This window comes from Agriterribacter sp., assembly GCF_035444585.1.
GTDB lineage: Bacteria > Bacteroidota > Bacteroidia > Chitinophagales > Chitinophagaceae > Agriterribacter.
This window is the reverse complement of record NZ_DAOMOZ010000175.1, coordinates 1-10,669: the sequence shown is the minus strand read 5'-3', so window position 1 is coordinate 10,669 and position 10,669 is coordinate 1. Positions and strand designations below refer to the sequence as shown.

Genomic DNA, 10,669 nt, shown 5'->3' with positions numbered 1-10,669 from the left:
ACAAACCCATGAAGTGAATCCGCGCAAATACCTGAACTTTTTTCCCAGCGCGCATATTACGTATGACCTGCCGCAGGGACATGCTATCCAGGTAAGCTACAGCAGGCGCGTACGCCGTCCGCAATACAACGACCTCAGCCCCTTCATGACCTATAGCGATAACCGCAATTACTGGAGCGGTAATCCCGACCTTGACCCCGAGTTCACCCATTCTTTTGAAATAGGACATATCAAATACCTTGATAAGGCTTCCATCAGTTCATCGGTATACTACCGCAATACCAAAGGCAAAATATTGTATGTAAAAAGAGTGGATGAAAAGGGCAATTCGGTTACGCTTCCGCAAAACCTGGCAACGGAGAATTCGTTCGGCGCAGAATTTACGGGATCCTATTCGGCTTTTACATGGTGGAAAACGGATGCCAGCGTTAATTTCTTCCGTGCCATTACCGACGGCAGCAACCTCGATGATGAATTTAAGAGCGATACCTATAGCTGGCTGGTGCGCTTACTGTCGCGGGCTACTGTTTGGAAAAATACGGACATACAGATCCGCGGCAACTATGAAGCGCCGCAACAAACACCGCAGGGCAGGCGCAAATCAATTGCTACCATGGACCTGGCTGTTAGTAAAGACATTCTTAAAGATAAAGCTACCCTGACGCTGAATGTTTTGGATGTCTTTAATTCACGCCGTTACCGCTCCATTACCGAAGGCGCTAATTTTTATACGGAAAATATGTCGCAGGGACGGTTGCGGCAGGTTAACCTTACCTTCAACTACCGGCTTCGCCAGGCCAAGAAAAAAGTAAAAGAAACGCTGGAACAGGAATCATGAGGCATGAGCAAAGCCGGATAACGGCAATTTAATCCGAAGTCATTGACCGGTCATACGTTAAGGATCAGGAAAGCTTATGATAATGATCAGGTTGATCATTCGGGAGAGATGATAGTTTTACAAAAACTGTATTGCAAAGGAGGTAGAACAGGTATGCCTGAAGAAATCAAACGCATTGAGGGAAGCGCCTTCATTTCAGATATCGTAAAAAACGATTACCGTACGGCCGCGGTATTCAAAAAGCATGATATAGATTTCTACTGGAAGTGACCTGCGTCAATAAAAACCTTGATACAAAAGAAGTGATACGGGAACTCGAAGCTGCAACGCACAGCATGCCTTCATATGCTTTGCATGATTACAAAACCCGGAAGCCGGATTTCCTTGCTGAAGCTGCGGGAATTAGACAACGACATTGTTCACCACATACACCTGGAGAATGATATTCTTTATCCCCGGGTGCTTGTCATGGAAACCGAGCTCACAGGTCAGAAAGATTAAGTATAAAATGCTTGCCGCTTGCCTTAATTGTTTTATTTTGGCAAACATTCCGGCAATATAAAAAAGTCATGCACTGATCCATTATCGGGAAGAAGATATCAGGCAAACGCTGGAAATAAGAGTCATATGATGGAACTGGATACAGCGCATCTTGCGTCTTTATTTGAACATGCAACGGAAGGCATTATACTTACCAATGGCAAGGGAGAGATCACACTGGTTAACCCCGCAGCAGAGCGCATGTTCAGTTATGATGCACCGGAGATCATCGGCAAACCCATTGAAATGCTGATCCCCCAACGCTTTCATTCACAGCATACGGGTGAGCGGAAGGATTTTTACCATCATCCGCAAAACCGGGTAATGGGTTCGGGAAGAGACCTTTACGGCCGCAGAAGCGATGGTTCGGAAATCCCGGTTGAAGTGAGCCTGAGCTTTTATAAAAGAGAAGATGAATTGTTTGTAACCGCTTTTATTGTAGACATTACGCACAGGAAAAAAATAGAGCAGGATATGCTGCACCAGCAAACGGAGCTGGAAAAAATGACCAGTGATATGCGTAAGCTTAACACACAGCTCGAAGTAAAAGTAGAGGAAAGAACGCTGATATTAAAAGAAGCGCTGCAAAAGCTGGAGCAATCGCAGAAGGAACTGCACGACGCCCTCAATAAAGAAAAACAGCTCAGTGAAATCAAAAGCCGGTTTGTTTCTATAGCCTCACATGAATTCCGCACGCCGCTGAGCACGGTGCTGTCTTCGGCTGCCTTACTTTCAAAATATACCACCACAGCCGAACAGGATAAACGGGAGCGTCATATAGAAAAAATAAAAAATGCTGTAAGAAACCTGAATGATATATTGGATGACTTCCTGTCTCTCGGAAAGTTAGAGGAGAATAAGGTTGAAATACAACCCGTATTGTTCAACCTGGAAGAATTTATGGAAGAGCTGATGGAGGAAATGAAACCTTTACAAAAGGAAGGACAGGATATTTCTTTTTCCTGCAAAGGAAACCCAACGCTCTTTTCCGACAAAAGGCTGCTTAAGAATATTATCGTTAACCTTCTTGCCAACGCTATTAAATTCTCGGCAGAAGGTACGGCCATCTATATCGGGAGCAAGACAAGTCCATCGCAGTTTGAAGTTGAAATTGAAGACAAAGGCATCGGTATTTCCGAAGAAGACCAGGAGCACCTGTTTTCCAGCTTTTTCAGGGGAAGAAATGCGGTGAATATACAGGGTACCGGGCTTGGGCTCCATATTATAAAAAGATACGCCGACATTTTAAAGGGAACCATTAAAATAAAAAGTACTTTGGGCAGGGGAACCACTGTTACAGTTATCATCCCCCAGACCGGTCAAAAATCATAACCCATGGCAACTGTTCTAGTTATTGACGACAACCCGGATATCCGCGACAATACTGCCGAGATCCTGGCGCTTGCAGGTTATACAAGCCTTACTGCGGAAAACGGAAAGAAAGGAGTTGAATTAGCGCGTAAGGAAAACCCGGATATTATCATCTGCGATATTATGATGCCCGAACTGGATGGTTACGGCGTATTGCATCTTTTGCAAAAAAGCGCCGATACCCGTAATATCCCTTTCATTTTTTTAACTGCAAAAACCGAAAGATCCGACCTGCGCAAAGGCATGGAAATGGGGGCTGACGATTATATTACCAAGCCTTTTGAAGAAATTGAACTACTGAATGCTGTAGAGATACGACTTAAAAAAAGAGAGATCTTATCGCAACGTTATGCACCGGGTGCTCCGGGCATAGCGCAGTTCATGAAAGATATAAATGAGTCGGGGCTCATACAGCAGCTCACCAATCAATATGATGTGGTACCTTATACTAAAAAGCAATTTCTTTACCGGGAAGGAAAGCGACCGCGGTTTTTATATTATATCGTAAAAGGAAAAGTAAAAGGGTTCAGAACTCATGAAGACGGTAAAGAATATATAACCGATCTGTTCAGCGAAGGCAACTTCATGGGATACGCTCCAATTATTGAAGATAAAACTTATAACGATAGTGCTATTGCCCTGGAAGATGCCGATATTTTACAGTTGCCCAGGGAAGATTTTCAGAAAATGATTTACAATGATATAGGCGTAGCAGCAAAATTCATTCATCTCATAACACAAAATGTAAAAGAAAAGGAGGAACGGTTGCTGAATCTGGCTTACAGTTCACTGCGCAAGCGTGTGGCAAAGGCACTGGTAGACATCCACACCAAATTCAATGCGGGAAAATCTTCAAAACGCATTGAGATCTCAAGAGAGGATATCGCCCAGTATGTAGGCACGGCCACCGAGTCGCTGATACGGACTTTAAGCGATTTTAAATCAGAGCAACTGATTGAGATCAGGGAGGGTAAGATCATTGTTTCGCAGCCCGACCGCCTCAGCAACCTGGCGTATTAATCATTGTTTCTGTCGGGATCATAATCGTTTCGTGCCGGATCTTTTTTACTACCTGGCGCTGAAATCTCTCTGCCGTGCTCATTTTGCCGTGCAAGGGTCCAGTTGTCGGTCATAGTAGTTTCCAGCCATATATTTCCGGAGCGCCTGAAAACCTGCGCATGCAGCGGGAACAACCTGTTGAGTGCCCGCTCCAGTTCGCTCACTTTCATTTCGCCTGTGATTTCTATGCTGCCTTCCGTAATTTTTTTTTCTGCCTCTCTAATGTCCTGATCACCCGGTAACAACTGGTGCAAACTCCCGCTTCTGAAAAATTCTATTTTCAAAAAGGGAAATGTACTGCTGAACATATTCTGTACATCACTGATTGGCAGCTTCGAAGAAATACGCAGATGCATGATGAGGTTTTACTTTCAAATATGCCTCAAAGCCCCGGTATATAACAGAACCTGCATCAACAGAAACCATGAGTTTAATCAATATGAAAAAAATGATCACTATCAGCATTTTGCCTTCAAGTACCTGACCTTCATCAGCTCCATTAGCATAAAACATTGTTTATCTTTGAAAAAACAATAGCTCATGTTTGGAACATTAAGCCCCGATGATACAGAAATACTGCTGCAGCAGCAACTGGTAGGCCGGATTGGTTGTCATGCCAGGGATGTGACCTATGTAGTGCCGATCAGCTATGCCTACGACGGCACCTATATTTACGGGCATACTTCCGAAGGCATGAAAATAGACATGATGCGAAAAAATCCAAAGATCTGCTTTCAGGCAGATGATACGAGGGATCTTTCTAACTGGCAAAGAGTTATTGTGTGGGGAGAATTTGAAGAGCTGTCCCACGGACCCGAAAGAAGCCAGGCGCTTCAAAAGCTTACGGAAAGAAAACTACCACTGATCAGCAGTGAAACCATGCATCTCACGTCCCAATGGCCCTTCCAGGACGAGGACGTAAGTAAAATATCAGGAGTTGTTTTTCGCATCCGTGTAACAGAAAAAACCGGTCGCTTTGAGAAAAGCACGGAAAAGCACTTTTTTGCTTCGTAAGCAACATATATTTTCTGGTTGGCACAACTATGAAGATCATTTTACTGATATTGCTTTGCTTTGTTGGAATTCCCGCGGCAGTCTGCGGTGCCGCCATGATGATAAGTCCCCGTGGCAGTCTGTGTTGCTCACACTCCTGTTTCGTTTACCGGTGTAATTTGCCGGCATCATTGCTTCTGCTGAGCAGTATATTCAGCGGTTTCCATTCTTCAATATGATCTGTACTTATTTTTAACAGGGCCACAAAAGGGATAAACAACACCATACCCGAAACACCCCATAAGATCCCTCCGGCAATAACGGCCACCAGCATGGCCCAGGTGCTTACATTCAGTTGAACACCCACAACCTTTGGAAAAATTACATTGGCTTCAAGGTATTGCACAACTGCAAAAATACCTACCACACCCGCCGGATACCATACGGAGCCGGTAGACAACCACGCTACTGAGATCGGCAACAAAGCGCTTACAACAATGCCAACATAAGGGATTATGGTCATAATGGCACAAAGCATTCCAAACAAAAAAGCGTGTTCTATGCCAAGCGCCAACAAGCCAATGCTATTAAGTACGCCCACTATAATGTATACCAGTATCATGCCCTTGATGTAATTAAAATAAACATCAATCATCTTATGCAAAACCGCATTCAGTTGCGGCAGGTGGCGGCTGGCAACCATCCACCGGAGGAACCGGACAAACACCCTCCGGTGATACAAAAACAATGCACAGTATACAGGGATCAGGAACAACATAAAAAGCATGTTCAGTGTATTATTGACCACCGATTTTACAATTCCGCCAATGCTGCCTATACCCTGCTGCATCCATGTGGTTGTGGTAAGTCCGATGCTTTCTGTAAGCCACTGTTGTATTTGCTGCCCCGTAACCCGCATTTTTTTTATCAGCTCCGGTGCATCCTGGCGAAATACGTTGATCTGCCAGACCAGCAGCGCTGCAATGCCTGCAAAAAGGAGGGTTACGATCAACAGGCAAACAGCAATGGCAACGCTCCTGGGAAAATGACGCTCCTCGAGCCATTTGCAAACAGGGTACAAAATCATGGCAATGAGCAGTCCGAAAAACAGGGGTATAAAAAGTACTTTCCCGAAATAGAGGATAATAGCCGCAAAAAATAGGATCTGCAGGTATTTAAGCATATCGGCGGCGGTCCGGGGCTGGCTTGTCATAACAGAGAATAAAATTTGGTAAAAGTAAAAGGTAAGACAGCTTTATTGTGTAAACAATATCGTTGACGTTCTTCCTCATTTTGCATGAAATTTCCGACAATTTCTTTTTCAAATATGCTGTATTTTGCCGGATCGCCGCCACCTTTTTTATTTATTGCATAAAGTTAATCATTGAATGATACCGCCAGGCAATGACCGCTATGCTTTGCATGCCCAAAAAAAGAGGCTGTCTCAAAAAGCGGGTGTTGAAGATATGCCGCAAAGGCCCGTATGAACCGGACGGGACAGGCACTAAGACGCAAAGCCCTGATCTTCAGATTTTATTTTCTCCGTGTTCGTGCCTGCCGGCAGGTTAGTGCCTTAGTGGCAAAACAAAGCTTTTGAGACAGCCCCGGTAGCAAAGGTTGTGAACTGCCTATTGAGCAGCTACCAGGTTTATTTTAAAATTGATCTCATCGCTGATCAGGTCATCTTTCATTCCTTCATAAGCTACGCCCCAATCTTTGCGGTTAATGTTAAAGTCGGCTTTGGCGGCAAATTTGTCTGCGCTGCTTTCAATCACATCGGCTTCATAGGTAATATTCTTTGTTGCATCGCGGAGCGTAAGGTTACCGGCTATAGATACTTTATTATTACCAAGGTCTTTTACTTCTGTAATTTCAAATTTGCTGACAGGATATTTTTCAACAGCGAAAAAATCATCCGACTTCAGATGGTTTTCCAGCTTTCCTTTGAATTCAGGATCCGTAACATCTTTATTTTCAATAGAATTCATATCAATAATAAAAGAACCTCCCGTGAGCTTACCTTCATTTATGACCAGGTCGCCGCTTTGCAGTTTTATACTACCGGTGTGCTCCCCGGTTACTTTTCTCCCATGCCATGCAATGGTAGAAACGGTTGTATCAACAGCTAATCTATCGCCTTCAACGGCTGCAGCCACCACTGCATCGGTTGTTTCAGCTTTGTTGCCTTCGGGATTGCTTACACAGCCTACCGCCAATGCAGCAATAGAAAAAGAGAAAATGACTTTTTTCATTTTTGTTTTTTTTAGTTTTAGAATGCAAAATTAATGTTTAAACATTGACTTCAATGAACTGCCTGTCTTTTTTTGATTGAATTAACACTTACCGGGAAGTTGGAGGGATTAATAATATTTTTACACAACATGGCAGGAAATATGACAGGCAAAGATATAGCCCGCTTACGTTTAGCAAACCAGCAAATAGCAAGCCAGACATTTGCATAAAACAACAGTTATGCCAACGGAAAAACAGAAAATGCTGAATGGTGACCTGTACAATGCTTCCGATCCTGAATTACTGGAAGAAAGGAGAAAAGCCAGGTCATTGTGTAACCAGCTCAACCGCGCAGAACGCGGGGACAGGGAGCTGAGGGCCCGGATCTTAAAAGCGCTGATCCCGGACCAGGGTTCGGGCTTAACCATTGAACCGCCTTTTTTTTGTGACTATGGAACCAATATATCTGCCGGCAACAAAGTATATTTCAATTATAACTGCACAGTGCTGGACATAATGAAAGTTACGATTGGCAATAATGTGCTGTTCGGCCCCTCGGTTCAGATCTATGCTGCCACTCATCCCATGAACTGGGAAGAAAGAGCTTCCGGCCTCGAATCGGGGAAGCCCGTTAACATCGGATCAGATGTATGGATCGGCGGGGGAGCGATCATTTGTCCGGGTGTAACCATCGGTAACCGTTGTGTAATAGGCGCCGGAAGCGTTGTAACCAGGGATGTTCCTGATGATTGTTTTGCAGCAGGTAACCCCTGCCGTAAGATAAAGGATTTGTAAAACAAAAAACTCCGCCCGGTGTCATAACCCGGCGAAGTTTTTTGATATTATAATATGTGACCTTTTACTTCTTGCCTGTATATACTTCGTGGTCTTTATTGCCACCCGCAACCAGGTAAGCGATCAGGTCTTTTAACTCTTCACTGTTCAGCCTGTTGATCATGCCCGGCAACATGGGAGACACTTCAGATACTCTTGTACGTGCCACATCTTTTTTAGGGATTTCCCTTACGATCTGCGGCGCAAACGGGTTCTGGGAAATAACATAGTTGTCACCCTCTTCTTTGATAAGCCTTCCCAGCACAGAACCGCCGTCTTTCAGATAAAATACGGTGGCGCCATATTGATCTGAAATGGTTTTGCTTGGATCAATGATCGCTTCCAGTATATCTTTTGTAGAAAAGCGGGTACCCAATTGCGTGAGATCCGGTCCCGATACACCACCTTCACCCTTCATGGTATGGCAGGAAATACAAAGAGATGCGGCAAACATGGCTTTTCCCTGCTCAAAATCCCGGTTAACCAACCCGCTGTCTATTACCGCAACCGCATCTTCCATTTTCCATCTCCTGCCCGGGCCTTTGGGCTGTATGGCTGCATCGGCCAATTCGTTTCCGCTACGATTCACAATGGAATCCCCGGAGATGGTATTAAAATGGGCGAACTGGGCTTTGGGAACATTTTCCAGCGCATTGGTCCTTGTTTTGTTGATAAAGCCCCTGAAACTGTGGCCGCCTTTATAGCTGAATGCATTATAAAACCACTGGAAATATTTTTCACGCAATTCAGGCGTCCACCCGGTTTTAGCTTTGCTCAGCACATTGGCATAATAGGTTTGCTGCTGCGGCGGCACCTTCGACAGCATATTGGCGATATCCATTCCATATTGCGGATTGCGCATTATAAGATCGGAAGATGAGGTAAAAGTTTTTTGCGTATCCTCATCTTTTGCCGTAGCCATCAGCTCCATCGTTTTTTCAACCGCTTTCGGCGCTTCAATATATACCAGCACCTTGCTCAGCACCCGGTTAAGCTCATTGGTTTTTGCAGGGTATTGCGGATCAAGATAAGCGATCACTTTTTCCTTTGTTACCGCATCGGGCTGCCCCATCCTGGAAAATACCAGTTCAAAAGCACGAACTATATCTATCTGCTGCGGTTCGGAAAGCTTTGCAAAATCTATAGCGGTAAGCGCATTCAGCATCTGGTCCTTTACACCGACATTCCCCTGGCGTGCCAGTGCAATCAATGCCTGTGTAGCGGTTACAGGGTCTTTTTCATCAAGCGCCCGTTGCTGCCACTGGCTTACCGGTTGGTGTTCAACGGCAATACGTGCCGCATAACGCACAAAACGATCACTGTTTTTTAATTGTGGCCATGCAAAATCAACCGCACCCGCCTGTGGCTCCCCGTGATACGCTTCCAATTGCTTGCGTAATTTACTCTCGGGCGTTTCTTCGGGTGTGCCCAATAACTCATCCGTTGTTTTTTCCTTATTGTCTTTATAATATACTCTGTAAAGATCTGATTCCAGCCTGCGGCCACCGGTCAAAAAATACATTGCGCCATCGGGGCCTATCTCTCCGTCGGTTAAGGGTAAGGGTGATCCCGAAAGAAACTCTTCGCCCTGTGCTTTGTAGGAAGCGCCATCGGCTTCGAGGTGAATGGCATAGATAATGCCAAAGCTCCAGTCGAAAGCAAATAAGGTATTTTTATATTTTTCGGGAAAACGTGCGTTACCGCTGTACATCAAATTCGTAGGAGACCCCTGCCCGATATTCACAACCGGGGGCAGGTTATCGGGGTACGACGGCGACCATTTGCTGTTGCCCGTACGCCAGCCGTATTCGCTGCCATCGGTAACATGGCAAATGCGTGTAGGGCGGTACCAGGGGGTGCCGAAATCCCATTCCATATCCGAATCATAAGTAAACAAATCACCGGCAGCATTGAATGCTATATCAAATGGATTGCGATATCCGGCGCTGATCAGCTCCCAGCGATTGGTTTCCGGATCAACATTGGCAATCCACCCGCCGGGCGCTTTACGGTCAACCGCATGACCGTTGGGATCTGTTATCAGGGGAAAAAGATTGTCTTCTTTCCAGTTCGAAGGCAAATGGTAAGCGTCCAACCCGGGTATATCAGTATGGTTACCGATCACAACATAAATAGACTTTTTATCGGGCGACAGTATGAGGCTGTGCGGACCATGCTCCCCCTCTCCTTTCAACGCTTTCAGTAAGGTTACTTTATCAAACTGGTCATCGCCATCGGTATCCTGAAGACGGTATAACCCGCTTGTTCTGGTGGTTGCCTTATCATTTAAAGTATTTACCATTACATACAGGCTGTTGAATGCGTACAACAGTCCGTGTGCATAGCCGATGCCTACTTTCTTTTTACTGGTATCTCCCACCAGCGTGTTATCACCGGGTATGGCCAGCTTTTCAATGGTGGTTTTGGTTGTATCGCCAACCTGAGGCACCACCAGCCGGTATAAAGCGCCGTACTGGTCGGAAGCAATGATACGGCCTTTATCATCAAAAGTCATTGAAACCCATGAGCCGTCCTCGTTTTCAGATGGGCCAAACAAACGCTCAGCCGTAAACCCGGGCTGCAATTTCAATCTTTCTACTTTAGGATCTACGGGGCCTTCAGCTTTTTTCCCGTCGTTGCAGGAAAAAAATACGAAAGCCAAAGCTGCGACCGTTACAATTGATTTCACTGGCAAAAAATTTAGATACATAATTGAGCGTTAATATTTACTTATAAATTCCCGGCAATCCGGGCAGGAACTTTTCAGTGCTTCCAAAGATTGGTATTTTCTTTTAATGAACC

At 45.0% G+C, this 10,669-nt stretch carries 11 protein-coding genes; 7 read left to right on the top strand and 4 right to left on the bottom strand.

Annotation, left to right across the window (positions count from 1 at the left end):
* From PLH26_RS16415 to PLH26_RS16395, 5 genes are all read left to right on the top strand, one after another.
* Positions 1-838, top strand: an 838-nt coding sequence (locus PLH26_RS16415) for an outer membrane beta-barrel family protein (RefSeq protein ID WP_324587114.1), incomplete at its 5' end; no start/stop codon positions are given.
* Positions 839-880: 42 nt separating this feature from the next.
* Positions 881-1,108, top strand: coding sequence for a hypothetical protein (locus tag PLH26_RS16410; RefSeq protein WP_324587113.1), 228 nt, complete (start codon positions 881-883; stop codon positions 1,106-1,108).
* A gap of 84 nt (positions 1,109-1,192) precedes the next feature.
* Positions 1,193-1,339 (top strand): hypothetical protein, encoded by a 147-nt coding sequence (locus PLH26_RS16405; protein ID WP_324587112.1) that lies wholly within the window; start codon positions 1,193-1,195, stop codon positions 1,337-1,339.
* Positions 1,340-1,465: 126 nt separating this feature from the next.
* The gene (locus PLH26_RS16400) at positions 1,466-2,710 is read left to right on the top strand and encodes a PAS domain-containing sensor histidine kinase (RefSeq protein WP_324587111.1); all 1,245 of its coding nucleotides are present in this window, start codon (positions 1,466-1,468) and stop codon (positions 2,708-2,710) included.
* 3 nt (positions 2,711-2,713) lie between these two features.
* Positions 2,714-3,769, top strand: a complete 1,056-nt coding sequence (locus PLH26_RS16395; RefSeq protein ID WP_324587110.1) for a response regulator — start codon at positions 2,714-2,716, stop codon at positions 3,767-3,769.
* On the opposite strand, the gene PLH26_RS16390 is transcribed toward PLH26_RS16395, so the two are convergent.
* On the bottom strand, positions 3,766-4,164 hold the full coding sequence (locus PLH26_RS16390) for a hypothetical protein (protein WP_324587109.1): 399 nt from the start codon (positions 4,162-4,164) through the stop codon (positions 3,766-3,768). The genes PLH26_RS16395 and PLH26_RS16390 overlap by 4 nt on opposite strands.
* 184 nt (positions 4,165-4,348) lie before the next feature.
* Here PLH26_RS16390 and PLH26_RS16385 point away from each other — a divergent pair, with 184 nt between their 5' ends.
* Positions 4,349-4,822 (top strand): pyridoxamine 5'-phosphate oxidase family protein, encoded by a 474-nt coding sequence (locus tag PLH26_RS16385; RefSeq protein WP_324587108.1) that lies wholly within the window; start codon positions 4,349-4,351, stop codon positions 4,820-4,822.
* A 145-nt stretch (positions 4,823-4,967) separates the two neighbouring features.
* Here PLH26_RS16385 and PLH26_RS16380 read toward each other — a convergent pair whose 3' ends face one another.
* Positions 4,968-6,014 carry an AI-2E family transporter gene (locus tag PLH26_RS16380; protein WP_324587107.1) on the bottom strand — a complete coding sequence of 349 codons (1,047 nt, stop codon included), beginning with the start codon at positions 6,012-6,014 and terminating at the stop codon, positions 4,968-4,970.
* A gap of 415 nt (positions 6,015-6,429) precedes the next feature.
* Positions 6,430-7,053 (bottom strand): YceI family protein, encoded by a 624-nt coding sequence (locus PLH26_RS16375; RefSeq protein WP_324587106.1) that lies wholly within the window; start codon positions 7,051-7,053, stop codon positions 6,430-6,432.
* Between the two features lie 220 nt (positions 7,054-7,273).
* Here PLH26_RS16375 and PLH26_RS16370 point away from each other — a divergent pair, with 220 nt between their 5' ends.
* Positions 7,274-7,828, top strand: a complete 555-nt coding sequence (locus PLH26_RS16370) for a sugar O-acetyltransferase (protein ID WP_324587105.1) — start codon at positions 7,274-7,276, stop codon at positions 7,826-7,828.
* Positions 7,829-7,892: 64 nt separating this feature from the next.
* Here the strand turns inward: PLH26_RS16370 and PLH26_RS16365 are convergent, their stop codons facing one another.
* Entirely contained in the window at positions 7,893-10,556 is a 2,664-nt protein-coding gene (locus tag PLH26_RS16365; protein WP_324587104.1) for a c-type cytochrome, read from the bottom strand.
* Positions 10,557-10,669: the final 113 nt, after the last annotated feature.

What these genes read in the sequence shown, in the direction of transcription:
- PLH26_RS16405 (WP_324587112.1), top strand. Translation starts at nt 1,193, where the DNA reads ATGATTACAAAACCCGGAAGCCGGATTTCCTTGCTGAAGCTGCGGGAA.
- PLH26_RS16400 (WP_324587111.1), top strand. Translation starts at nt 1,466, where the DNA reads ATGATGGAACTGGATACAGCGCATCTTGCGTCTTTATTTGAACATGCA.
- PLH26_RS16395 (WP_324587110.1), top strand. Translation starts at nt 2,714, where the DNA reads ATGGCAACTGTTCTAGTTATTGACGACAACCCGGATATCCGCGACAAT.
- PLH26_RS16390 (WP_324587109.1), bottom strand. Translation starts at nt 4,164, where the DNA reads ATGCATCTGCGTATTTCTTCGAAGCTGCCAATCAGTGATGTACAGAAT.
- PLH26_RS16385 (WP_324587108.1), top strand. Translation starts at nt 4,349, where the DNA reads ATGTTTGGAACATTAAGCCCCGATGATACAGAAATACTGCTGCAGCAG.
- PLH26_RS16380 (WP_324587107.1), bottom strand. Translation starts at nt 6,014, where the DNA reads ATGACAAGCCAGCCCCGGACCGCCGCCGATATGCTTAAATACCTGCAG.
- PLH26_RS16375 (WP_324587106.1), bottom strand. Translation starts at nt 7,053, where the DNA reads ATGAAAAAAGTCATTTTCTCTTTTTCTATTGCTGCATTGGCGGTAGGC.
- PLH26_RS16370 (WP_324587105.1), top strand. Translation starts at nt 7,274, where the DNA reads ATGCCAACGGAAAAACAGAAAATGCTGAATGGTGACCTGTACAATGCT.